18 protein-coding genes and 2 tRNA genes are annotated in these 22831 nt (G+C 62.7%); 10 read left to right on the top strand and 10 right to left on the bottom strand.

All coding sequences use genetic code 11. The annotated features are described in order from the left end of the window. Positions 1-8: 8 nt before the first annotated feature. Both ACZ5KU_RS25260 and rimO read right to left on the bottom strand, forming a co-directional pair. The gene (locus tag ACZ5KU_RS25260; protein WP_054056647.1) at positions 9-458 is read right to left on the bottom strand and encodes a GNAT family N-acetyltransferase; all 450 of its coding nucleotides are present in this window, start codon (positions 456-458) and stop codon (positions 9-11) included. Between the two features lie 107 nt (positions 459-565). Further along, complete coding sequence (gene rimO / locus ACZ5KU_RS25255) at positions 566-1903, bottom strand: 30S ribosomal protein S12 methylthiotransferase RimO (RefSeq protein ID WP_054056648.1); 1338 nt, start codon at positions 1901-1903, stop codon at positions 566-568. Between the two features lie 324 nt (positions 1904-2227). Here rimO and ACZ5KU_RS25250 point away from each other — a divergent pair, with 324 nt between their 5' ends. Further along, a complete protein-coding gene (locus ACZ5KU_RS25250; RefSeq protein WP_273820236.1) occupies positions 2228-4126 on the top strand; it encodes a potassium transporter Kup in 1899 nt (632 codons plus the stop codon). A gap of 68 nt (positions 4127-4194) precedes the next feature. Here the strand turns inward: ACZ5KU_RS25250 and ACZ5KU_RS25245 are convergent, their stop codons facing one another. The 4 genes from ACZ5KU_RS25245 to ACZ5KU_RS25230 all read right to left on the bottom strand — a co-directional run bounded on the left by ACZ5KU_RS25245 (position 4195) and on the right by ACZ5KU_RS25230 (position 8758). Then, a complete protein-coding gene (locus tag ACZ5KU_RS25245; RefSeq protein WP_054056650.1) occupies positions 4195-5481 on the bottom strand; it encodes a virulence factor family protein in 1287 nt (428 codons plus the stop codon). After that, entirely contained in the window at positions 5481-8123 is a 2643-nt protein-coding gene (gene mprF / locus ACZ5KU_RS25240) for a bifunctional lysylphosphatidylglycerol flippase/synthetase MprF (protein WP_273820240.1), read from the bottom strand. The genes ACZ5KU_RS25245 and mprF overlap by 1 nt, the downstream gene beginning before the upstream one ends. Positions 8124-8393: 270 nt before the next feature. Then, a tRNA-Met gene (locus tag ACZ5KU_RS25235) sits at positions 8394-8470 on the bottom strand. A 211-nt stretch (positions 8471-8681) separates the two neighbouring features. Continuing rightward, positions 8682-8758, bottom strand: a tRNA-Met gene (locus ACZ5KU_RS25230). Between the two features lie 287 nt (positions 8759-9045). Between ACZ5KU_RS25230 and dinB the strand changes: the two genes are divergently transcribed. Next, a complete protein-coding gene (gene dinB / locus ACZ5KU_RS25225) occupies positions 9046-10107 on the top strand; it encodes a DNA polymerase IV (protein ID WP_464736425.1) in 1062 nt (353 codons plus the stop codon). A 36-nt stretch (positions 10108-10143) separates the two neighbouring features. Here dinB and ACZ5KU_RS25220 read toward each other — a convergent pair whose 3' ends face one another. The 4 genes from ACZ5KU_RS25220 to ACZ5KU_RS25205 all read right to left on the bottom strand — a co-directional run bounded on the left by ACZ5KU_RS25220 (position 10144) and on the right by ACZ5KU_RS25205 (position 14845). Beyond that, entirely contained in the window at positions 10144-11097 is a 954-nt protein-coding gene (locus tag ACZ5KU_RS25220; RefSeq protein WP_054060935.1) for a hypothetical protein, read from the bottom strand. 17 nt (positions 11098-11114) lie between these two features. Next, positions 11115-12830 carry a proline--tRNA ligase gene (locus tag ACZ5KU_RS25215; protein ID WP_054060934.1) on the bottom strand — a complete coding sequence of 572 codons (1716 nt, stop codon included), beginning with the start codon at positions 12828-12830 and terminating at the stop codon, positions 11115-11117. Positions 12831-12935: 105 nt separating this feature from the next. Then, on the bottom strand, positions 12936-14486 hold the full coding sequence (locus ACZ5KU_RS25210; RefSeq protein ID WP_054060933.1) for an AmpG family muropeptide MFS transporter: 1551 nt from the start codon (positions 14484-14486) through the stop codon (positions 12936-12938). 44 nt (positions 14487-14530) lie between these two features. Next, complete coding sequence (locus ACZ5KU_RS25205; protein ID WP_054061767.1) at positions 14531-14845, bottom strand: MGMT family protein; 315 nt, start codon at positions 14843-14845, stop codon at positions 14531-14533. Positions 14846-15043: 198 nt separating this feature from the next. On the opposite strand from ACZ5KU_RS25205, the gene ACZ5KU_RS25200 reads away from it, so the two are divergent. From ACZ5KU_RS25200 to ACZ5KU_RS25165, 8 genes are all read left to right on the top strand, one after another. Then, complete coding sequence (locus tag ACZ5KU_RS25200; protein WP_273820246.1) at positions 15044-16048, top strand: DUF481 domain-containing protein; 1005 nt, start codon at positions 15044-15046, stop codon at positions 16046-16048. A gap of 194 nt (positions 16049-16242) precedes the next feature. Beyond that, on the top strand, positions 16243-16974 hold the full coding sequence (locus tag ACZ5KU_RS25195; RefSeq protein ID WP_464736424.1) for a HugZ family pyridoxamine 5'-phosphate oxidase: 732 nt from the start codon (positions 16243-16245) through the stop codon (positions 16972-16974). A gap of 65 nt (positions 16975-17039) precedes the next feature. After that, on the top strand, positions 17040-17513 hold the full coding sequence (locus tag ACZ5KU_RS25190) for an FxsA family protein (RefSeq protein ID WP_054057580.1): 474 nt from the start codon (positions 17040-17042) through the stop codon (positions 17511-17513). Positions 17514-17771: 258 nt separating this feature from the next. Further along, positions 17772-18065 carry a co-chaperone GroES gene (locus ACZ5KU_RS25185; RefSeq protein WP_010448650.1) on the top strand — a complete coding sequence of 98 codons (294 nt, stop codon included), beginning with the start codon at positions 17772-17774 and terminating at the stop codon, positions 18063-18065. Between the two features lie 50 nt (positions 18066-18115). Continuing rightward, positions 18116-19762 carry a chaperonin GroEL gene (groL, locus tag ACZ5KU_RS25180; RefSeq protein WP_054057579.1) on the top strand — a complete coding sequence of 549 codons (1647 nt, stop codon included), beginning with the start codon at positions 18116-18118 and terminating at the stop codon, positions 19760-19762. Between the two features lie 238 nt (positions 19763-20000). Beyond that, on the top strand, positions 20001-20684 hold the full coding sequence (gene colR / locus ACZ5KU_RS25175; protein WP_054057578.1) for a two-component system response regulator ColR: 684 nt from the start codon (positions 20001-20003) through the stop codon (positions 20682-20684). Next, on the top strand, positions 20674-21954 hold the full coding sequence (locus tag ACZ5KU_RS25170; protein WP_054057577.1) for a sensor histidine kinase: 1281 nt from the start codon (positions 20674-20676) through the stop codon (positions 21952-21954). Before colR ends, ACZ5KU_RS25170 begins: the two co-directional genes overlap by 11 nt. A 194-nt stretch (positions 21955-22148) precedes the next feature. Continuing rightward, positions 22149-22829 (top strand): class I SAM-dependent methyltransferase, encoded by a 681-nt coding sequence (locus ACZ5KU_RS25165; protein WP_054057576.1) that lies wholly within the window; start codon positions 22149-22151, stop codon positions 22827-22829. Positions 22830-22831 lie beyond the last annotated feature (2 nt).

Here is a 22831-nt window from a genome sequence, read left to right as displayed (position 1 = left end):
TTTCCCGCTCAGCGTTTCAGTTGCAGGTGCAGCAGTGGATACGGCTGCCCCATACCGTCGTGCTCCGAACGCCCGACCACCTCGAAACCCTGTTTGAAGTAGAAGCCGATGGCCTGTGGATTCTGTTCGTTGACGTCCAGCCGGTCGGCGTTCAGATGGTCGATCGCATACCACAGCAGCAGCTTGCCCAGGCCCTGCCCGCGGTGTGGCGGGGCGATGAAGAGCATCTCCACCTTGCCTGCCGCGACGCCGGCGAAGCCGCTGATCCGCTGGCGTGAATCGCGGGTGCAGATCAGCATCACCGCGTCCAGGTAGCGGGTCAGCACCAGGTTCTTCAGCAGCTCGATGTAGCTGTCCGGGAGAAAATCGTGGGTGGCACGTACGGAGGCTTCCCAGACCTCGGTCAATTCCAGGTAGTCGTTCGGCCTGGGGGTGTAGATGGCTGAGTGCTGGCGCATGTCGCCGTTTCCTTGTCTGACGCGAGGCGGGTCGTTCAGCCAAACGATAGTCGTAAAAAAGCCCCGCATCTCGTGGAAAGAGCGGGGCTTTTCGACTTTTTTACGGCTTACAGGCGCTCGGCCCAGAGATCGTACTCGTCGGCGTCGGTCACCCGGCACCAGATCTTGTCGCCCGGCTTGAGGTCGCCGGCACCGTCGATGAACACGTTGCCGTCGATTTCCGGTGCGTCGAAGAAGCAGCGGCCAACGGCGCCGTTTTCGTCGACTTCGTCGATCAGCACTTCGATTTCCTTGCCGATGCGCTGTTGCAGGCGAGCCGAGCTGATGGCCTGCTGGTGCGCCATGAAACGCTCCCAACGGTCCTGCTTGACCTCGTCCGGGACCACGTCCAGGCCCAGGTCATTGGCCGGGGCGCCTTCGACCGGCGAGTACTGGAAGCAGCCGACGCGATCGAGCTGGGCCTCGGTCAGCCAGTCGAGCAGATACTGGAAGTCTTCCTCGGTTTCGCCGGGAAAGCCCACGATAAAGGTTGAACGGATGATCAGTTCCGGGCAGATCTCGCGCCAGTTCTTGATCCGCGCCAGGGTCTTGTCCTCGAACGCCGGGCGTTTCATGGCCTTGAGCACTTTGGGGCTGGCGTGCTGGAACGGGATGTCCAGGTACGGCAGGATCTTGCCGGCGGCCATCAGCGGGATCAGTTCGTCGACGTGCGGGTACGGGTAGACGTAGTGCAGGCGCACCCAGACGCCCAGGCTGCTCAGGGCTTCGCACAGCTCGGTCATGCGGGTCTTGACCGGGGCGCCGTTCCAGAAGCCGGTGCGGTACTTCACGTCGACGCCGTAGGCACTGGTGTCCTGGGAGATCACCAGCAGTTCCTTGACGCCGGCCTTGACCAGGCGCTGGGCTTCGTCGAGGACGTCACCGACCGGGCGGCTGACCAGCTTGCCGCGCATCGACGGGATGATGCAGAAGCTGCAGCTGTGGTTGCAGCCTTCGGAAATCTTCAGGTAGGCGTAATGGCGTGGGGTCAGCTTGACGCCCTGTGGCGGCACCAGGTCGATCAGCGGGTTGTGGTCCTGGCGTGGCGGCACCACCTCGTGCACCGCGCCGACCACCTGCTCGTACTGCTGCGGGCCGGTCACCGCCAGCACGCTGGGGTGTACCTCGCGGATGTTGCCTTCTTCCACGCCCATGCAGCCGGTGACGATGACCTTGCCGTTTTCCTTGATCGCTTCACCGATCACTTCCAGGGACTCGGCCTTGGCACTGTCGATGAAACCGCAGGTGTTGACCACCACGACATCGGCGTCCTGGTAGGTGGAGACGACGTCATAGCCTTCCATGCGCAGTTGCGTGAGGATGCGCTCGGAGTCCACGAGGGCCTTCGGGCAACCAAGACTTACGAATCCGACCTTGGGATTGGCCGGCGCGGTGGGGGTGGACATGTCTAACCTCGGTTGGGGTGTCAGGTCGTTCGGCGACGCGCAGGGTCGGCGACGACGGGCGCTTGCCGCGCCTCTGATCAAAAAGTGCGCAATTCTAGCGGCGGACGCGGCACTTGAACAGCTTTATGGAGGGAAATGCGACGAGTGCTGCGCTATGCTTCGCCGCGTTGCGCTTCGCTGTTATTTTTTGTTTCAAATTACCGGCAAAAGATTGAGCATCGGCAACGGTAGCAAAAGCAGCGCATGCTGCACTGACATGCTGAACTGAAAAAAGAATAGTGCTTCTTTGAAGAAGCCCCGGTCCGGGTTGTGGGGGAGTAGTTGATGGGTCAGGCAGTGAGTCAGGCGCAAGCCGGGCACCCGGCGGCGAAGCCGCTGGGCATGCTGGTTGCCGCGGTGGGGGTGGTGTACGGCGATATCGGCACCAGCCCGTTGTATACCCTCAAGGAGGTGTTCTCCGGCGGCTATGGGGTTCAGGTCAATCACGATGGCGTCTTCGGGATTCTGGCACTGATTTTCTGGTCGTTGATCTGGGTGGTCTCGATCAAGTACGTGTTGTTCATCCTGCGCGCGGACAACCAGGGTGAGGGCGGGATCATGGCCCTGACCGCGCTGGCGCGAAGCGCGTCGGCGTCCTACCCGCGGTTGCGGGCGATACTGATCATTCTCGGTCTGATCGGCGCGGCGCTGTTTTACGGTGACAGCATGATCACGCCGGCGATCTCGGTGCTGTCGGCGGTGGAGGGCCTGGAGCTGGCTTTCGATGGCCTGGAGCACTGGGTGGTGCCCCTGGCGCTGATTGTGCTGGTGGGGTTGTTCCTGATCCAGAAACACGGCACGGCGAGCATCGGCAAGCTGTTCGGTCCGGTGATGGTCGCCTGGTTCCTGGTGCTGGCGTTCCTGGGTGTGCATGGTATCGCCCAGCATCCGGAGGTGCTCAGCGCGCTGAACCCGATGTGGGGTGTGCGCTTCTTCATCGTGCATCCCGGCATGGGCGTGGCGATCCTTGGCGCCGTGGTGCTGGCGCTGACCGGTGCCGAGGCGCTGTATGCCGACATGGGGCACTTCGGTCGCAAGCCCATCGCCCGTGCCTGGTTCGCCCTGGTGCTGCCGGCGCTGGTGCTGAACTATTTCGGCCAGGGTGCCCTGCTGCTGGAGAACCCGGAGGCGGCGCGCAACCCGTTCTACCTGCTGGCACCGTCCTGGGCACTGATCCCGCTGGTGGGACTGTCGACCCTGGCCACGGTGATCGCCTCCCAGGCGGTGATTTCCGGAGCCTTCTCGCTGACCCGCCAGGCGATCCAGCTCGGCTATATCCCGCGCATGTACATCCAGCACACCTCGAGCGCCGAGCAGGGGCAGATCTACATCGGAGCGGTGAACTGGACCCTGATGGTTGGCGTGATCCTGCTGGTGCTCGGTTTCGAATCGTCCAACGCACTGGCTTCGGCCTACGGCGTGGCGGTGACCGGCACCATGCTGATCACCAGTATCCTGGTGTCGGCGGTGATGCTGCTGTTGTGGAAATGGCCACCGATTCTCACCGTGCCGATCCTGGTCGGGTTCCTGCTGGTGGATGGCTTGTTCTTCGCCGCCAACGTGCCGAAGATCGTCCAGGGCGGGGCTTTCCCGGTGCTGGCGGGGATCGTGCTGTTCCTGTTGATGACCACCTGGAAGCGCGGCAAGGAGCTGCTGGTCGATCGCCTCGACGAAGGCGGCCTGCCACTGCCGATCTTCATCGGCAGTATCCGCGTGCAGCCGCCGCACCGTGTGCAGGGTACGGCAGTGTTCCTCACCGCGCGCCCGGATGCGGTGCCCCATGCCTTGCTGCATAACCTGTTGCACAACCAGGTGCTGCACGAGCAGGTGGTGCTGCTGACGGTGGTCTACGAGGATATTCCGAGGGTGCCGGCCCAGCGTCGCTTCGAGGTCGACGCCTATGGCGAGGGCTTCTTCCGGGTCATTCTGCACTTCGGTTTCACCGACGAGCCCGACGTGCCGGAAGCGTTGAAGCTGTGCCATCTCGACGAGCTGGATTTCAGCCCGATGCGTACCACCTACTTCCTCAGCCGCGAGACCGTGATTGCCTCGAAACTGGTCGGCATGGCCCGCTGGCGCGAGTCGCTGTTCGCCTTCATGCTGAAGAATGCCAACGGCAACCTGCGGTTCTTCAAGCTGCCGGTCAACCGGGTGATCGAGCTGGGGACCCAGGTCGAGATGTAATCCCGGAGCATGAAAAAGCCCCCGTTACTTGGCGGTAGCGGGGGCTTTTTTATCGGTCTGGCTTGAGCCTACTCAGCCTTGTCCTTGTTCTGGCGCTTGTCGATCGCCGCGATCAGGCGCTTGGCCAGTGCCGGATAGTTCTCGTCGAAGTGGTGCCCGCCTGGCAGTTCCATCGGCTCGCCCACGGCGGTCTTGGTGGTGCAGCCGCTTTCGTCGACCTCTTCCTTGCCGTAGATGCACAGCACCTTGGCTGCTGGCAGCCTGGCCATGTCGGGGCCGGTGTCCAGCTCCATGCCGGCCTTGCCCAGCCAGCCGTCGACGTGGATCTCGAAGCTGCCGCTGCGGGCGAAGGCCAGCAGGATAATCGCGTCCACCCGCTGTTGTTCGGCTTCCGGCAGGTGGTTGTAGATCGCCGGCAGTACGTCCGCGCCAAACGAGTAACCGGTCAGCACGAAGCGCTTGGTGCCCCATTTCTGCCGGTAGTGCTGCATCAGTTCGGTCAGGTCGACGGCGCTCTGTTCCGGGCTCTTGTGTTGCCAGTAGTAGCGCAGGGTGTCGATGCCGACCACCGGGTAGCCCATCTTCGCCATTTCGCCGGCGACGTCACGGTCCAGGTCGCGCCAGCCACCGTCGCCGGAAAGGAACAGGGTCACGGTGTCGGTGGTCTGGCCGGCCGGCACCTCGACCACCGGGATCGCCAGGCCGCCGTTCTCGTTGCCCACCAGCATCTTGCGCAGTTCGTTGTTCAGGACCTGCGGCAGATGGATGTCGTAGTCGCTGATGCTGGTCTCGGCGTTGGGTTGATCGCGCACGAAGGCCGCGCTCGGATCGTCCGGACCGTCGTTCCAGGCCACCAGCCAGTGGCCATGGGCCGCGGTCTTCGGTACTGGCGTGCTGCAGCCCGGCTGCTCGAGGGTGAAACCGACCGAGATGGCCTGGGCCTTGTCGTTGCTCTGGCTGGCCAGCCAGTTCCAGGCCAGGGAGGCGCCGGGGCCGATGCCGGTGACCACGGTGGCCGGACCGTTCAACTGCTTCATCGCCGCGTCGAGCGCAGCCTGCTGCAGCTTGCAGTCGTCCTTGGGCAGGATCACCTGGACAATCTGCGCCGAGCCACCGCGGCTCAAGGCCGCCAGTTGCTTGTCGCTCAGGGCGTCTTCGGCGAGCGTGGCAACGATGACCTGGGCCTTGGGCTTGGTGCCGGGAATCAGGCGGGTCAGGGGCGAGCCATCGGGCTGGGCCAGGTGTTCGATGGCCGGTTCCGGCGCGGGACGCTTCGAGAACCAGTAGCCGACGCCGAGAAGCGCGGCCAGGACTACCACTATTACCAGTACAAACCGCCAGGAGCGTCGAATCATCAGCGTTTCACCAATCCAGTCAAGCCACCCGCGATCAGGGCAGCGGTATCGGCCAGGGCGACCAGCGGATCGAGTCCGGCTGGTACGGCCATGTAACGGGGTTCCCAGTCAGGCTGGAACTTGTCCTTGAAGCGGCGCAGCCCCTGGAAGTTGTAGAGCTGCTCGCCGCGCTGGAACACCATCGAGCCCAGGCGCTGGGTCAGTGGCGCACCCCGCCGCGGTTGCAGGCCGGAGAGCGGCACCATGCCAAGGCTGAAGCGGGCATAGCCCTGCTGCTTGTAGTGCTGGATCAGGCCGACCATCAGGAACTCCATGGTCAGCTTCGGTGCATCGGGGTGCGAGCGCATCAGGTCGAGGCTGGCCAGCTCGTGGCTGTGGGTCTCGAGCAGGTTGGCGAACGCCACCGGGCGACCTTCGAAGTGGATGATCGCCACCCGGAAGTGATTGATGTAGTCCGTGCTGAAGCGGCCCAGGGAGAAGCCTTTCTCGCGGACGTTCTTGCCGGTCAGCCAGGCGTCGGAGATCACCTTGAGCTCGTCCATCGGCGCCTGTCCCGGCTCGTAGATCTCCAGGGACAGGCCGTCGCGGCTGCCACGGTTCCAGGTGTAGCGCAGGTCCTTCATCTCCTTGCCCTTGGACTCGAGGTCGAAGCGCTTGAGATCGACCCGGGCCTCTTCGCCGAGCTTGATGGCAGTCAGGCCGATGTCCATGTAGTACGGCAGGTTTTCGGCGCGAACCTGATAGAACACCGGACGGGCGTGATGGGTGTCGCACAGGTCGCGGAACTGCCAGATCAGTTCGGCACGCTGGCGCGCCGGGCCGATCGGGTCGTATAGCGCCACCAGGCTGCGGCCGCGGCGGGCATACATGAGGAAGGCGGTATCGCTGGGGTGGAACAGGAACGCCTTGTCGCCGGTCAGCGCCAGGCCGCCGTCGGGCTGGTCGGAGGCCAGCAGGATCTTGTGGGCGCGCTCCAGTTCTTCGGCGTTGGGCTGGTGGATCACCGGGCGTTCGGTGCGCAGCAACCACGTCAGCGAGACCACCACCAGCAGCACGGCGGCGCCCAGCAACGAGCGCAGGCCACGGGGGGCGTCACCATCCAGTGCGAACTGCCACCACAGTTCATGGCTGTAGGGCACGTCCTGGTAGGCGAACAGCAGCAGCCATACCGACGCGCCGAGTACACACAGGCTGGCCACCAGGTACAGCGGCGAGAACGGCAGTTCGGTCAGGCGGCTGGGGCGGTAGAAGGAGCGGCGGAACATGCCCAGCAGGCAGGCGGTGGCCGTCAGCATGCTGGCTTCTTCCCAGTCGAAGCCCTTGAGCAGCGAAAGCAGGGCGCCGACCAGCAGCAGGATCATGGTCAGCATCCAGGCGGCCGACAGGCGCCGGCGCAGGCCCTGGGCCAGCAGCAGGCAGAGTACGCCGACCAGGCTGGCACCGAAGTGCGAGGCGTCGATCAGGCGGTCCGGCACCAGGAAGTCGATACCTTCCAGGCGGGTGTCGATTTCCGGGGTGGCGCCGGAGAACAGCAGGGCCACACCGGAGAGGAAGACCAGTACCGCGAGGATCGGCGCGGCCAGGCCGGAGGCCACGCGCATGCTCTGGCGCGAGGCGATCAGGCGCTGGGCTTCGGTGCTCAGCAGCGCCAGGCAGGCCAGCAGCAGCGGCAGCAGTACATAGATCAGACGATACAGCAGCAGCGCCGCAGCCAGTGGTGCCGCGCCCAGTTCATTGGTGAAGGCGGCCAGCAGGATCGCTTCGAACACCCCGACACCGCCGGGCACGTGGCTCAGTACCCCGGCCGCCAGCGCCAGCAGGTAGACCAGCAGGAAGGCACCGAACGGCGGCGCCTCCGGCAGCAGCAGATAGAGCACGGTGGCCGCTGCAGCCACGTCCAGGGCGGTGATGACCAGTTGCAGCAGGGTCAGGCGTGCACTGGGCAGGCGCAGGGTCCGGCGGCCGACCTTGACCAGCAGATTGTTCGGAATCGGTTGTTCCGGCAGGCGACGGCGATAGATGCCCAGCGCCAGCAGTGCGGACAGACCGAGGATGGCAACGGCGATGCCGCCCAGCAGATAGGGCGGCAGGTGCAGGGCCTGGGAGGCCGCCGGCAGGTTGCTCAGGGTCGCCAGGGCAGCCAGCGGTGGCAGGGCGCAGCCCAGCGACAGGCTGGCGAACAGGGTCATCCGTGCGACTTCGGCGGCGCCCAGGCCATTGCGGGCGTAGAGACGGTAGCGGACCGAACCGCCGGAGAGCAGCGACAGGCCGATGGCATTGCCGATGGCGAAGGCAGTGAAGCCGCCGAGCATCAGTGTCTTGCCGGGCAGTTGGACATCCGCGTAGCGGCTGGCGGACCACTCATAGCCGAGCAGGATGAGGAAGCCGATGGCGGTGGCCGCCACCGCTCCGCCCAGGGCCGGCTTGGGCACGCTCATGATCGAGTCGTGCAGTGCATCCAGGTCCAGCTCCATCAGCAGATGGCGACAGGCGACCAGGGCAATGGCGAACAGCAGCAGGGTGACGGCCAGGCCGACGGATTGGCGATATTTGCTCAACAGATCCAGCCAGCGCAAACGGGTGGCTGCAATCGGGTGTGTCGCTGTGACGGAGTCTTGTGGTTCAGACGAGTTGGCGCGCATCAATCACCTCTAGGATTGTGCGCGACAGGATGGAGGTATCCAGCCAAGTTACCAATCCCTATGGACAAAATAATTACAAATATTAACGCGTCTCGCCGCTTTGCGGCGACCCACGCCCCGGGGCTTTTGTAGAGGAAGTTTGTTGCGAATTCAGCATAGCCTGTGCAGCGATTGACTCCGATTTCCGTCGAGGGTTCGTGCGGTTGGCTGGAAGGACTTTTTCGACGGATACAAAAAAGGCCACTCTTTCGAGTAGCCTTTTCTGATATTTGGTTGCGGGAGCCGGATTTGAACCGACGACCTTCGGGTTATGAGCCCGACGAGCTACCAGGCTGCTCCATCCCGCGTCAGTGAGGCGGCATTCTACAGTCGAACGGCGCGCTGTCAACCATTAATGGTCCGAAAGGTCAAAAAAATGCAGAAATGTCGGGAATGACTCCATGGCTTCCATAAGCCTCAGGCAGCCAAGGCTTTTTTGAATCGAAGGGGAGTGGTGCTGGGTAGAAATAGCCAGAAACAAAAAAGGCCATATCTTTCGATATGGCCTTTCCTGATGTTTGGTTGCGGGAGCCGGATTTGAACCGACGACCTTCGGGTTATGAGCCCGACGAGCTACCAGGCTGCTCCATCCCGCGTCTGATGTGGCGGCATTCTACAGATCTGTGCGGGTCTGTCAAACCCTAATTTCAAAAAAACCTCTTTATTGTTCAACTGCTTAGCCTCTCCCGACAGGCTTTGAGGTAGCTCGGGGCCATGCCAGGCAAGGGTTTCAGCTCTATTGTGGTCGAAGCGTCGATTGAAAAAATAAATTCATTGGGGCTGATCCGCCCAATCTGCGAAGGAGGTGCAAACTACTGGTGCTATATACAGTTACTGGTGCGATACTGGCGCTCTATGGCATCCGTTTCCAGAACTGTCCTACATGACGCAACGCAAAATCATTCACGTCGACTGTGATTGCTTCTACGCCGCCATCGAGATGCGTGACGATCCGAGCCTGGCAGGCAGGCCAATGGCGGTGGGCGGTTCAGCGGAACGCCGGGGGGTGATCGCCACCTGCAATTACGAGGCACGGGCATTCGGTGTGCGTTCGGCGATGTCCTCGCGGCACGCCCTGGGGCTGTGCCCGGACCTGCTGATCGTGAAGCCGCGGATGGAGGTGTACAGGGAGGTTTCCAAGGAAATCCAGGGGATCTTCCGCGACTATACCGACCTGATCGAGCCGTTGTCGCTCGACGAGGCCTATCTCGATGTTTCCGACAGCCCGCACTTTTCCGGCAGTGCGACGCGCATCGCCCAGGATATCCGGCGACGGGTCTCCCGGCAGTTGCACATCACGGTCTCGGCAGGTGTTGCACCGAACAAGTTCCTGGCGAAAATCGCCAGCGACTGGAGAAAACCCGATGGGCTGTTCGTGATCACGCCCGACCAGGTGGAGGACTTTGTCGCCCAGCTGCCGGTGAGCAAGCTGCATGGCGTCGGCAAGGTCACGGCACAGAAGCTGGAGCGGCTGGGGATCGTCGACTGCCTGCAGTTACGCGAATGGGGCAAGTTGGCCCTGGTGCGCGAGTTCGGCAGTTTTGGCGAGCGTCTCTGGGGGCTGGCGCGGGGCATCGACGAGCGTCTGGTGCATAACGACAGTCGGCGGCAGTCGATCAGCGTGGAAAACACCTATGACACCGATCTGCCCGATCTTGAGCATTGCCTGGAAAAACTGCCGGAATTGATGGAGACCCTGGCCGGACGCATGGCGCGGCTGGACAGCAGCTATCGACCGGGCAAGCCGTTCGTCAAGGTGAAGTTCCACGACTTCACCCAGACCACCCTGGAGCAGGCCGGGGCCGCTCGGGATCTGGAGAGTTACCGGCAGTTGCTCAGCCAGGCGTTCGCCCGGGGTGGCAAGCCTGTTCGCCTGTTGGGAATTGGCGTGCGCCTGCAGGATCTGCGCAGCGGGCATGAGCAACTGGAGCTGTTCAGTCGTTGAAGGGCCCGCCTCGCAGAAGCTGGGCCCCCGATCGACTCAAATAGCCCCGGGATCGGCCACCAGGCGTCCGGCGTTCCTGGTCAGCGACTTGAGGAACTCCCGCTGCAACTCGGGATCGTTGCGGGTCAGTTCGATCAGGCTCTGTTCCAGCTCGCTGGCTTCCTCTTCCAGGCCCAACTCCGACAGGCGCTTGACCCGATGCACCCACTGGCTGACATCGTCGCCCTCGAGGTCGTCGTAGATCAGAGCGTGTGCCTCGACCAGCTTGCCGCGCAGCTTGCTACTGATAGACAGGCTGGAGTCGGAATGGATCTGGTCCTGGGTGTCCTCGACCCGAATCGTCAGGCTGCCGATTCGGTTCAGGTCCTGCTCGGCAAACGGACTGTCGAGCAGGTTCAGGCGCAGGACGCCGTGGCGGTCGGTGGTCAGTTCGTAGGTCTGGCGACCGGCTATCACCTCGACCGGACGCTCGGCCCAGGGCAGGCTCGAGTATTCCATGCGCTTGTCGCGCTGGACTTCCTCGATGGCGGCCAGGTTCTGCTGCGCCCGGCCATGGGACTGCATGTTCATGAACGGGTTGAGGCCGTCGACACCGTAGCTCAGCCAGTCGTGGGTCACGCTGGTGGGCAGGGAGCCGAGGGCGAACACGTTGACCACGTTGGCACCGATGCCACCGACCAGCGCCACGGCGCCCAGCGGTATCTCGTAGGCCTTGCGCCAGGGCTGGTAGGGTGTATAGCGGTCGTAGCGACGGGTGACATCGAACTCGGTGACCTCGAAGGTCTTCTGTTCGTGGATCCGTACGCGACGCTGTGGCAATTCGAGGATCTTCGGCTCGCCGACATCGATCTGCAGGCTGTGTTCGAGCAGTTTGCGCTCGACGCGTTCCTCGTGCTCGCTGCGCTGTGACATCGGGTTGGCACAGCCGGCCAGCAGCAGGGCGCCGCACAAGGCGGCGCCCCCTAGGGTCAAGGTACTTCGACTGGACATGAGGGCTCTATCCGGGTTCAGCGACGGATACGGGCCTGGAGGAACGACAGGACGTCGGCAACCGGCAGCACCTGCGCCTCGCTCTCGGTACGGCTCTTGTATTCCAGGTTGCCTTCGGCCAGGCCACGGTCGCTGACCACGATCCGGTGAGGGATACCGATCAGCTCCATGTCGGCGAACTTGATGCCCGGGCTGGTCTTCTTGTCGCGGTCGTCCAGCAGCACCTCGAAACCGGCAGCAGTCAGCTCGGCGTAGAGCTTGTCGGTGGCTTCGCGAACCTGCTCGGTCTCGTAGCGCAGCGGTACCAGGGCGATCTGGAAGGGCGCGAGGCTGTCGCTCCAGATGATGCCGTTGTCATCGTTGTTCTGCTCGATGGCCGCTGCCACCACGCGGGATACGCCGATGCCGTAGCAGCCCATGGTCAGGGTGACCGGCTTGCCGTTCTCGCCCAGCACCTGGCACTTCATCGCTTCGCTGTACTTGGTGCCCAACTGGAAGATGTGCCCGACTTCGATGCCGCGCTTGATTTCCAGGGTGCCCTTGCCGTCGGGGCTCGGATCGCCGGCGACGACGTTACGCAGGTCGGCGACAGTCGGTACGGGCAGGTCACGCTCCCAGTTCACGCCGAAGTAGTGCTTGTCGTCGATGTTCGCGCCGATCCCGAAGTCGCTCATCAGGGCGACCGAACGGTCGATGATGATCGGCAGTGGCAGGTTCAGCGGACCGAGGGAGCCGGCGCCGGCGCCGATGGCGTCACGCAGTTCGGCGTCGGAGGCCATGACCAGCGGGCTGGCGACGCCAGGCTGGTTGGCGGCCTTGATTTCGTTCAGTTCGTGGTCGCCACGGACGATCAGGGCAATCAGCTTGCCTTCTTCCTCGGCGTGGACGATCAGGGTCTTGACGGTCTTTTCGATCGGCAGGTTGTAGCCTTCCACCAGTTGCGCGATGGTTTTCGCGTCCGGGGTGTCGACCAGGCGCAGCTCCTCGGTCGGTGCGGGGCGCGAGGTTTCGCGAGGTACTGCCTCGGCCTTCTCGATGTTCGCCGCGTAGTCGGAGCCGTTGCTGAAGACAATATCGTCTTCGCCGGACTCGGCCAGTACGTGGAACTCGTGGGAACCGGCACCGCCGATCGAGCCGTTGTCGGCTTCCACCGGACGGAAGCGCAGGCCCAGGCGGGTGAAGATGTTGCAGTACGCCTGGTGCATGCGGTCGTAGGTGACCTGTAACGACGCCTGGTCGGCGTGGAAGGAGTACGCGTCCTTCATGATGAATTCACGGCCGCGCATCAGGCCGAAGCGTGGACGGATTTCGTCCCGGAACTTGGTCTGGATCTGGTACAGGTTGATCGGCAACTGCTTGTAGCTGCTCAACTCGTTGCGGCACAGATCGGTGATCACTTCCTCATGGGTCGGGCCGGCGCAGAAATCGCGGTCATGGCGGTCCTTCAGGCGCAGCAGCTCGGGGCCGTACTGTTCCCAGCGGCCGGATTCCTGCCACAGTTCGGCTGGCTGGATACCCGGCATCAACACTTCCAGGGCGCCGGCCGCGTCCATTTCCTCGCGCACGATGGCCTCGACCTTGCGCATCACGCGCAGGCCCATGGGCAGCCAGGTGTACAGGCCGGAGGCGAGTTTACGGATCATCCCGGCGCGCAGCATCAGCTGGTGGCTGATCACGACCGCATCGGAAGGCGTTTCTTTCAGTGTGGCGAGCAAATATTGACTGGTGCGCATGAATTGGCCGTTGTCGGTGCTTATGACTGGAAATGACGGAGCATTGTACGGGCGGGATACGGCGGCGTACAGGCATGAGGCGGGGGAGCCTGGCTCCCCCTGTATTTATGGGGTTTCCTGGCTTTCTTCCTGGGGAGATGGCGCGGGGCCGCCATGGCGAATCTCCTGATACCAGTGCAAGGCGATCAGGATCAGGGTCGGAATGCCCATTATCGCGGTCACGATGAAGAACTTGTGGTAGCCGAGTTTTTCCACCATCACTCCCGAGTAGCCACCGATCAGGCGCGGCAACAGCAGCATGATCGAGCTGAGCAGGGCGTACTGGGTGGCGGAGAACTTCAGGTTGGTCAGGCTCGACAGGTAGGCGACGAAGGCCGAGGTGGCCATGCCCGAGCTGAAGTTGTCGAGGGAGATGGTGACGATCAGCATGTTCAGGTTCGGCCCCATGTCGGCCAGCAGCATGAACAGCAGGTTGGTCGCGGCCGAGGCGGCGCCGCCGATGAACAGGATCGGCAGTATGCCGAAGCGCACGATCAGCAGGCCGCCCATGCCGGCGCCCACCAGGGTCATGATCAGGCCGAAAATCTTGCTGACCCCGGCGATCTGGTCCTTGGTGAAGCCCTGGTCGATGTAGAAGACGTTGGCCATCACCCCCATCACCGTGTCCGACATCCGGTAGGTGGCGATCAGCCCGAGCAGCAGCAGGGCCTGCCAGCGGTAGCGCACGATGAAGTCGTTGACCGGCGTCAGTACCGGCGCCAGGCCGCGGCGCCCCAGGCGCGACAGGCAGAGGGCAGTCAGGGTGGTGTAAAGGATCGCGCGCAGGAAGGCGCGGTCCTCGAGCAGCAGGTCGAGCAGGGTGACACCGTGGAACAGCACGCTGGCGAAGTCGGTGTTGTAGAGCTGGGTGAACATCGCCGGTACCGAGACCAGCAGGATGATCAACACGAATACCGAGGCCAACTGATGGATGAAGCTGTAGCGTCCGGCCGACAGCTGCGTGCGCAATGGCACCGGCGGCTCGCGCATCAGCAGGGTGGTAAGCAGCGCCGGGATCATCAACACGCCGAACAGCACGTAGGTGCCGGTCCAGGCCGAATGCTTGTAGCTGAAGCCGGTGGAGCCGAAACCTTCGGCGAAGAACAGTGCACCGGCCGTCGCCAGCAGTGCAGCGACCCGATAACCGGACATGTAGCTGGCGGCGAGAGCGGCCTGCTGGCTGTCGTTGGCGATTTCCAGGCGATAGGCGTCGACCGCGATATCCTGGGTGGCGGAGGCGAAGGCGACGAGCACGGCGATCGCGATCAGCCAGGACAGGTGCTTCTGCGGGTCGCAGAAACCCATGCCGATCAGGCCCAGGACAATCAGTGTCTGGGCCAGCACCAGCCAGGAGCGGCGGCGTCCCAGTTTGCCCAGCAGCGGCAGGCGCCATTGGTCGAGCAGGGGCGACCAGACCCATTTGAACGCGTACGCCAGGCCGATCAGGCTGGCATAACCGATGGTTTCACGGGCGACGCCAGCCTCGCGCAGCCAGACCGAAAGCGTCGAAAACACCAACATGTAAGGCAGACCGGCAGCGAAACCGAGCAGCAGCAACACTAATGTCGAGGGGCTGGCATAGGCAGCAAGCGCGGCGCGCCAGGTTTTACGGGGCATGGGCTGGAATCTGCCTCAGGGTTGACGGAAACAAAGCGCGCACTCTAACCGCTGTGCTCTATCGGGCGCCAGCCATGGCGCCTGATATCGACACGATTGTTCAGGACGCTGATGCCCTCGGTGCGCAGCCGGGCGCGCTGCTCGTCGCCGGACGGGCTGCCGGCCGGCAGGCTGATCCGACCGCCGGCACCGAGGACCCGGTGCCAGGGCAGGCGGGTATCGGCCGGCAGTTGGCTCAGGGTGCGTCCGACCCAGCGGGCGGCGCGGCCGAGTCCCGCCAACTCGGCGAGCTGGCCGTAGGTGACCACCTTGCCCTCCGGCACCTGGTCCAGGGTCAGGTAAAGGGCGGTACGGCGCATCTGCGCGGGGCTTTCGCTGGCGGCTTCTTCGCTCACGCGTTCATTCCTGTAGCAATTCTTACCTTTTATGTAGGTATTTTCTGAATTATTGAGAGTGATTACTGAACTCGCTAGTTGATGCCCGGTCAGTCCTTGTTCAGACGGCATCCAACGCGATAATGCCGGTTTTTTCTTGCAAACCCGAGTCCAGTGTTACCCATGTTGTCCAGAACCCTGTTGTGCCTTGCTGTTTTCAGCGCCTCCACGCCCTTGCTGGCCGATACCGTCTGGTTGAAGAACGGTGATCGCCTGAGCGGCAAGATCAAGCTGTTCGACGGCGGCAAGCTGGTGGTCCAGACCACCTATGCCGGCACCGTGTCGCTGGACTGGTCCCAGGTCAAGACCCTGGAAAGCGACCAGGAACTGCTGGTCAAGCAGGATGCCTACAGCGGCGAGAAGGCCAAGTCACTGCAGGCGGCCGATGCCGGCAAGGTGACCCTGGCCAATGGCGAGGCGCCGAAAACCGTCGAGCTGGCGAGCATCCAGCAGATCGTCAAGCCCAAGCCGCTGATCGAGGACATGGTCTGGAAAGGCAATGTCGACGTGGCCATGGACTACAAGCGTGCGGAAAAGGACACCGACGACTACGACATCGACTTCAAGACCACCGCCCGCCATGGGGCCTGGCGCCATCATGCCGAAGGCGAGTACAACCGCGAGTTCCAGGACCGTGTGGTGACCACCGACAACTGGGGCGTCGAGTACGCACTCGACCGCTTCCTCACCGATAAGTGGTTCTGGCAGGGGCGGCTGACCTATAAGCGCGACCGGGTCGAGGACCTGTCGCGCCAGCGCACCATCGGTACCGGTCCCGGCTATCAGTTCTGGGATGACGAACTGGGGGCCTTTTCCCTCGGTTCGCTGCTCAACAACACCAACTATGAATACTCCGATGGCGAAAAGAACTTCTATTCGTTGGGTGTGAAGTGGGATTACAACCGCTACCTGGTTGGCAAGACCATCGAACTGTTCACCAATGGCGAGTTCGGCCGGCCGCTGAGTGGCCCCGCAAAGTATTCCCTCGATGCCCAGCTTGGCCTGCGCTACAAGGTCACCGAGTGGGCTTCGCTGAACCTCAAGGCCGAACGCGACATTATTGATGGTAACGAAGAAACCAGCCTGAACAAGACCCGCTACACCGTCGGTTTCGGCGTGGCCTGGTAGGTTCGTCGCTCGCACCGGCGGTCGGTCGACCGCCCCTGGCAACCGCCGCGGATAATGATTACCTTGTCATTGAGTTGCATTTGCGTGCGTCGGCAGGCGCGCGGTGTTTGCAGTTCGTCAGTCAGCCAGAGCAGGCCCCGGGTGAGTCGGGATGCTCGTCCGTCGGTGACGGATTTTCGATGAGGAGTCATCAGGTGAGCGTTGAAGCAGCCAAGAGTGCGCGCGAATTGTTGCTCAAGGAGTACCGGGGCGTGCTGTCGACGCATTCCAAGGCCATGCCCGGCTTCCCGTTCGGCTCCGTGGTGCCCTATTGCCTGGATGACCAGGGGCGCCCACTGATTCTCATCAGCCGTATCGCCCAGCACACCCACAATTTGCAGAAGGACCCGAAGTGTTCGCTGCTGGTGGGCGAGCGTGAGGCCGAGGATGTCCAGGCGGTCGGTCGCCTGACCTGCCTGGCCCAGGCGCAGAAGCTGACCGAGGCGGATGCCATCGACGCCGCCGCCGAGCGCTACTACCGCTACTTCCCGGACTCGCGGAACTACCACAAGGCCCATGATTTCGATTTCTGGGTGCTCGAGCCGGTCCGTCATCGCTATATCGGCGGTTTCGGCGCGATCCACTGGCTGGATCAGGTGACCCTGGCCAACCCGTTCGCCGGCAAGGCCGAAGCGAGCATGGTCGAACACATGAACAGCGATCACGCCAAGGCCATCGCCCATTATGTGGCATTGACCGGGCTGCCCAGTCACGAGCCGGCGCAACTGGCGGGAATCGACACCGAGGGCATGCACCTGCGCATTGGCCAGGGGCTGTACTGGCTGGGCTTTGAAACACCTTGCAATACGCCCACCGAGGTCCGCGAAGCCCTGGTTTCCCTGGCCCGCGCCGAGCACTGGCCGAAAAAGCAGGCCGTCGAGGGTTGAATTCACGGGTTATCGACGGCATCTGAGAGTAACTGGAAGGACTTCTTCCGAAGAGGACTTATTCGATGCGCGCTTTTCTTTTGCTCTTTCTACTGTTTCCAGTGTTGGAGCTGTACGTATTTTTCCAGGTCAGCACGGCGATCGGGTTCTTCCCGGCGCTGGCGCTGATTATCCTCGGCTCGGCGATCGGCGTGCTGGTATTGCGGGTGGCTGGCCTGACCACCGCCTTGCGCGCCCGTGAGAGCCTGAACCGTGGCGAGTTGCCGGCGCAGACCATGCTCGAGGGGTTGATGCTGGCCCTGGGCGGCGGCCTGCTGCTTTTGCCAGGTTTCATCAGTGACGTGTTCGGCCTGCTGTTGCTGCTGCCGATGACCCGCCGCCTGGCGGCCGAGCGGATGCGTCGGCGGGCCGAGGAGCAGGCCCAGCGCCAGCGCGCCTTCGCCGATGACCTGTATGCCCGTGGCCAGCCGGGTGGTGCGCCGGCCAACGGTCGCCAGCCGCAGGTGATCGAGGGCGAGTTCGAGCACCGTGACTCCTGAATGCTGCGCTGTACCCGCACACGGCACCTTCGGGTGCCGTGTGCATTTTGGTCGTTCAGCGACCGTGTAAAAAAAATCGTCAGTCACCCTTGTAATCGATTTTGGTGCCCCTATGTAACGGTCACCGCAAGGTTTTGGCGAAAATCGCCAGACAGTCTTCCACGGTTCGCTCGTCGAGCCGTAACCGGCAACGCCGGATTCGTTAACCGGCCGGTACAGATTCCGGTCGCTGAAAATCATAATTAGGAGAGATCGACAATGAAGCTTCGTCCTCTGCATGACCGCGTCGTCATTCGTCGCAGCGAAGAAGAAAAGAAAACCGCCGGCGGTATCGTGCTGCCAGGTTCGGCTGCCGAGAAAGCCAACCACGGTGAAGTTCTCGCTGTAGGTGCTGGCCGTGTGCTGGACAACGGTGAAGTGCGTGCGCTGTCTGTGAAGGTGGGTGACAAGGTCGTATTCGGCCCGTACTCCGGTAGCAACACTGTGAAAGTAGACGGCGAAGACCTGCTGGTAATGAGCGAGAACGAAATCCTCGCCGTTATCGAAGGCTGATTCCCCGCTCATTCTTCCCGTTACTACAAAGTATTTAAGGAAAAACGATCATGGCTGCTAAAGAAGTTAAATTCGGCGACTCCGCCCGCAAGAAAATGCTGACTGGCGTTAACGTTCTGGCTGACGCGGTAAAAGCGACCCTGGGCCCGAAAGGCCGTAACGTGATCATCGAGAAGAGCTTCGGCGCTCCGACCATCACCAAGGACGGCGTTTCCGTCGCCAAGGAAATCGAGCTGGAAGACCGCTTCGAGAACATGGGCGCGCAACTGGTCAAGGACGTTGCTTCCCGTGCCAACGATGACGCTGGCGACGGTACCACCACCGCCACCGTTCTGGCTCAGTCGATCGTCAACGAAGGCCTGAAGGCCGTTGCCGCCGGCATGAACCCGATGGACCTCAAGCGCGGTATCGACAAGGCCACCGTGGCCATCGTCAAGGAACTGAAGGCGATGTCCAAGCCATGCGCCGACACCAAGGCGATCGCCCAGGTCGGTACCATCTCCGCCAACTCCGACAGCTCCATCGGTGACATCATCGCCGAAGCCATGGAAAAAGTCGGCAAGGAAGGCGTGATCACCGTTGAAGAAGGCTCGGGCCTGGAAAACGAACTGTCGGTCGTAGAAGGCATGCAGTTCGATCGTGGCTACCTGTCCCCTTACTTCGTCAACAAGCCGGACACCATGACTGCCGAGCTGGACAGCCCGCTGATCCTGCTGGTCGACAAGAAGATCTCCAACATCCGCGAAATGCTGCCCGTGCTGGAAGCCGTTGCCAAAGCCGGCCGCCCACTGCTGATCGTGGCTGAGGACGTCGAAGGCGAAGCCCTGGCGACCCTGGTCGTGAACAACATGCGCGGTATCGTCAAGGTGGCGGCCGTCAAGGCGCCTGGCTTCGGCGACCGTCGCAAGGCCATGCTGCAGGACATCGCCGTTCTGACCGGCGGTACCGTCATCTCCGAAGAGATCGGCCTGAGCCTGGAAAGCACCACCCTGGAGCACCTGGGCAGCGCCAAGCGCGTGACCCTGTCCAAGGAAAACACCATCATCGTCGACGGTGTCGGCGGGCAGGGCGATATCGAAGCGCGCATCGCCCAGATCCGTGCCCAGGTTGCCGAAACTTCCTCCGACTACGATCGTGAAAAACTGCAGGAGCGTCTGGCCAAGCTGTCCGGCGGCGTTGCAGTGATCAAGGTTGGCGCCGGCTCCGAAGTCGAAATGAAAGAGAAGAAGGCCCGCGTTGAAGATGCCCTGCACGCTACCCGTGCAGCCGTCGAGGAAGGCGTGGTTCCTGGCGGTGGCGTGGCACTGATCCGTGCCCTGCAGGCCATCAGCGAGCTGAAGGGCGACAACGCCGATCAGGACGTGGGTATCGCTGTACTGCGTCGTGCCGTTGAAGCACCGCTGCGTCAGATCTCCGCCAACAGCGGTGACGAGCCAAGCGTCGTGGTCAACGAAGTCAAGAACGGCAAGGGTAACTTCGGTTACAACGCTGCCAGCGGCCAATACGGCGACATGATCGAAATGGGTATCCTGGACCCAACCAAGGTCACCCGTTCGGCTCTGCAGGCTGCATCCTCCATCGGCGGTCTGATCCTGACCACCGAAGCTGCGATCGCCGAAGCACCGAAGAAAGACGCTCCAGCCGCTGGCGGCATGCCAGACATGGGCGGCATGGGCGGTATGGGCGGCATGATGTAAGCCACCCGGCTCCCGTATGAGAAAGCCCCGCCTGGTGCGGGGCTTTTTCATGCCTGCGATTTGCCTGCCGAACCGACGGCAAGGCATCGGCGGTGATCGATTTTGCCCGTGGTGTCGTGCCTGTCTCGTGAACCACGGGTGAAAAAACCATTAAATCTTCCTGCCCTAGCCGTGGGCGGAGCTACACCGTAAGCTGCGCGAGCCAAGACGCTCGTTACCGCGCACGGAGAGAGTACCCATGCGAATTCTACTGGTTGAAGACAACCGCGATATCCTCGCCAACCTGGCCGACTACCTGGGGCTTAAAGGCTACACCGTCGACTGCGCGCAGGACGGCTTGTCGGGCCTGCACCTGGCCGCCACCGAGCACTATGACCTGATCGTGCTCGACATCATGCTGCCGGGGATCGACGGCTTTACCCTCTGCAAGCGACTGCGCGAGGATGCCCGGCGCGACACGCCGGTGATCATGCTGACCGCCCGTGACCAGCTCGATGACCGCCTGCAGGGTTTCAAATCCGGTGCCGACGACTACCTGCTCAAGCCTTTCGCGCTGTCCGAACTGGCCGCGCGGATCGAGGCCGTCCTGCGCCGTGCCCAGGGTGGTGGGCGGCGGGCCCTGCAGGTCAGCGACCTGAGCTATGACCTCGATACCCTCGAGGTGACGCGCCAGGGCCGTCTGCTCAAGCTCAACCCGGTAGGGTTGAAGCTGCTGGCGGTATTGATGCAGAAGAGCCCGCATGTATTGCGCCGGGAGGTGCTGGAGGAGGCGCTGTGGGGCGATGACTGCCCGGACAGCGACAGCCTGCGCAGCCATGTCCACCAGTTGCGCCAGGTGATCGACAAGCCATTCGACAAGCCGCTGCTGCACACCGTGCACGGTGTCGGCTACCGCCTGGCCGAGGGCCGCGATGGAGTTTAAGCAGAGTCTGGCTCAGCGCATCATCATCGCCTTCGCCCTGATGAGTGCGCTGGTGGCAGGCACTTTCGCCATGGGGATCGTGGCCACGGTCCACCTGGTCGAGGAGAAACTGATCTCCGCCGGATTGGGCGGCGATCTGCAGCGCCTGCTGCTGATGGACAACGTCAGCGACTGGAGCCACCGGCCCGAACCCGACCAGTTGTTCTATTACAGCGGTGGCAAGGGCGATTTCGAACTGCCCAAGGATCTGCGACACCTCGAACCGGGCTTCCATGAAGTGTTTCGCGAACAACTGTCCTATCACGCGATGGTCGAGGTGGTCGACGGTCGCCGCTACGTGCTCCTGCAGGACCAGAGTGATTTCGAGGAGCGCGAGCGGGTGCTGTTCGCCGTGGTACTGGTGGGCTTTGTCCTGGCGCTGGTGCTGGCGGTCTTCCTCGGCTGGATCCTGGCGCGGCGGGTAATGGCGCCGGTGGTACGGCTGGCCCGCCAGGTACGCCATCGCGACCAGTTGCTCGGTTTTGCACCGCCTCTGGCGCCGGACTACGCGGCCGACGAAGTCGGCGAGCTGGCGGTGGCCTTCGATGCGACCCTGGGCCGCCTGCGCGATGCGCTGACTCGCGAGCGCCTGTTCACCAGTGATGTCAGTCATGAGCTGCGTACGCCGCTGATGGTGCTGGCCACCTCCTGCGAGCTGCTCCTGGAAAATCCGGCGCTCGACCCGCGTGGACGCAACCAGGTCGAGCGGATCGCCCGCGCCAGCGAGGAGATGCGCGAGCTGGTCCAGACCTTCCTGATGCTCGCCCGGGCGCAGCGGGAAGATGCCAGCATGTCTCCGCAGGTTTCACTGAGTCTGGTGGCCGAGGACCTGATCGGCCTGTGGCGCACCCCGATCGAGGAGAAGGGGCTGACGTTGATCTTCGAGCCGGGCTCTCCGTTGAGTACGCGCTATAACGCCACATTCCTGCATGCGGTGATGGGCAATCTGTTACGTAATGCCCTGCACTATACGGAGCAGGGTTTCATTCGGCTGACGCTGGAGCCCGAGGGGTTCGTGGTCGAAGACACGGGCGTCGGGATTCCCGAGGAGAAGCGCGAAGCCATGTTCCAGCCGTTCGTGCGGGGCGATGAAAAGCGTGGCGAAGGATTGGGGCTGGGTCTGTCGCTGGTGCAGCGGATCTGCGAGAACCAGGGGTGGCATGTCAGCCTGACGACCATGGAGCCCAATGGTTGCCGCTTCCAGGTCGACCTGGCGCGCTCCAGCACCTGAAACCGTCCCTCCGTGCCCCGCGCCGCTGGGGCACAAACTGCCACGGGGTTTACGACTGTGGCCCCCTGCTATTATTGTTGACCTGTAAAAATTTGTAATGGTTTGCCCTGGACGGTACGAATTTTTCACGAGGGAACGACCTGTAGCTGACGCGTGCCTGCCTAACCTCTGGCCGTCACTTACAGGAGACGGTTATGAGTTCCCCGGTAAAACTTGAATTTTCCGACAAGTACGACGAGCAGCACGCTCAGGAATATTTGCACAAGCATCAGAACGGCTTGTGGCGACGGTTGTCCCACCTGCGTGACGAGCAATTGGCTCGTCATGCCCTGGCGCTGGCGGGTGAGCCGGGCCTGGTGCTCGACCTGCCCTGCGGTGCCGGGCGTTTCTGGCCCTTGCTGGCACAGAAGCCGAACCGCGTGATCATCGGCGCGGACAATTCCGCGCCGATGCTGGAAACCGCGCTCAAGGCGCAACCGGCGAATGTGGTGAGCCGGATACGCCCGCTGCAGACCTCGGCATTCGATATCGACTTGCCGGAGAACTCGGTGGACAGCATTTTCTGCATGCGTCTGCTACACCATATCGGTGAGTCGGCCCATCGGCTGGCGTTGCTCAAAGAATTTTATCGGGTAACCCGTGACAGCGTGATCGTTTCATTGTGGGTGGACGGCAATTTCAAGGCCTGGCGCCGCAAGCGCCTGGAGCGCAGGCGGGAGGCCGCGGCGCAGCCGTCCAGCTACCGGAATCGTTTTGTATTGCCGGCCGCGCAGGTCGAAGAAGAGTTCAGGCGCGTGGGTTTTCGCGTCCAGCAACACCTGGATTTTTTCCCTTTTTACGCCATGTGGCGGGTCTATATCTTACGCAAGAGGTAGCA

It is taken from the genome of Pseudomonas sp. Tof1, from assembly GCF_055390395.1.
This window is presented reverse-complemented; position numbering and strand designations above follow the sequence as displayed.

Bases quoted from the DNA above. Each gene is read 5' to 3' on its own strand.
- ACZ5KU_RS25260 (WP_054056647.1), bottom strand. From the start codon at position 458: ATGCGCCAGCACTCAGCCATCTACACCCCCAGGCCGAACGACTACCTG.
- rimO (WP_054056648.1), bottom strand. From the start codon at position 1,903: ATGTCCACCCCCACCGCGCCGGCCAATCCCAAGGTCGGATTCGTAAGT.
- ACZ5KU_RS25250 (WP_273820236.1), top strand. From the start codon at position 2,228: ATGGGTCAGGCAGTGAGTCAGGCGCAAGCCGGGCACCCGGCGGCGAAG.
- ACZ5KU_RS25245 (WP_054056650.1), bottom strand. From the start codon at position 5,481: ATGATTCGACGCTCCTGGCGGTTTGTACTGGTAATAGTGGTAGTCCTG.
- mprF (WP_273820240.1), bottom strand. From the start codon at position 8,123: ATGCGCGCCAACTCGTCTGAACCACAAGACTCCGTCACAGCGACACAC.
- dinB (WP_464736425.1), top strand. From the start codon at position 9,046: ATGACGCAACGCAAAATCATTCACGTCGACTGTGATTGCTTCTACGCC.
- ACZ5KU_RS25220 (WP_054060935.1), bottom strand. From the start codon at position 11,097: ATGTCCAGTCGAAGTACCTTGACCCTAGGGGGCGCCGCCTTGTGCGGC.
- ACZ5KU_RS25215 (WP_054060934.1), bottom strand. From the start codon at position 12,830: ATGCGCACCAGTCAATATTTGCTCGCCACACTGAAAGAAACGCCTTCC.
- ACZ5KU_RS25210 (WP_054060933.1), bottom strand. From the start codon at position 14,486: ATGCCCCGTAAAACCTGGCGCGCCGCGCTTGCTGCCTATGCCAGCCCC.
- ACZ5KU_RS25205 (WP_054061767.1), bottom strand. From the start codon at position 14,845: ATGCGCCGTACCGCCCTTTACCTGACCCTGGACCAGGTGCCGGAGGGC.
- ACZ5KU_RS25200 (WP_273820246.1), top strand. From the start codon at position 15,044: ATGTTGTCCAGAACCCTGTTGTGCCTTGCTGTTTTCAGCGCCTCCACG.
- ACZ5KU_RS25190 (WP_054057580.1), top strand. From the start codon at position 17,040: ATGCGCGCTTTTCTTTTGCTCTTTCTACTGTTTCCAGTGTTGGAGCTG.
- ACZ5KU_RS25185 (WP_010448650.1), top strand. From the start codon at position 17,772: ATGAAGCTTCGTCCTCTGCATGACCGCGTCGTCATTCGTCGCAGCGAA.
- groL (WP_054057579.1), top strand. From the start codon at position 18,116: ATGGCTGCTAAAGAAGTTAAATTCGGCGACTCCGCCCGCAAGAAAATG.
- colR (WP_054057578.1), top strand. From the start codon at position 20,001: ATGCGAATTCTACTGGTTGAAGACAACCGCGATATCCTCGCCAACCTG.
- ACZ5KU_RS25170 (WP_054057577.1), top strand. From the start codon at position 20,674: ATGGAGTTTAAGCAGAGTCTGGCTCAGCGCATCATCATCGCCTTCGCC.
- ACZ5KU_RS25165 (WP_054057576.1), top strand. From the start codon at position 22,149: ATGAGTTCCCCGGTAAAACTTGAATTTTCCGACAAGTACGACGAGCAG.